1 protein-coding gene is annotated in these 231 nt (G+C 48.5%); it reads right to left on the minus strand.

From position 1 onward, the window contains the following. Nucleotides 1-197: pyruvate kinase (locus tag C6N31_RS47520; RefSeq protein ID WP_232486394.1), on the minus strand; the 197-nt coding region annotated here is incomplete at its 3' end. Between the last annotated feature and the right edge of the window lie 34 nt (nt 198-231).

A 231-nucleotide genomic window follows, 5' to 3' on the forward strand; every position in this document is an offset into this window, starting at 1 on the left:
GTCAGTGTGGGAAGATCTACCACAACACCGGGGAGATTGACGTTTTTTCTCTCTCCTAGAATTGCAGTGTTTTCACATCGGCATCTCACCGTTCCAGCAGCTGGATCGCAAGACAAGACGGTGAAAGTGATGGTTCCATCTGCACACAAGATGACATTTCCAGGCTTCAAATCGACAGGCAGCTTTTTGTAGCTCATGGAGATCATCTCCTGATCCCCCTTGATGCTGTAG

The sequence above is a fragment of the Streptomyces fildesensis genome, from assembly GCF_016107395.1.
GTDB classification, from domain to species: Bacteria; Actinomycetota; Actinomycetes; order Streptomycetales; family Streptomycetaceae; genus Actinacidiphila; species Actinacidiphila fildesensis.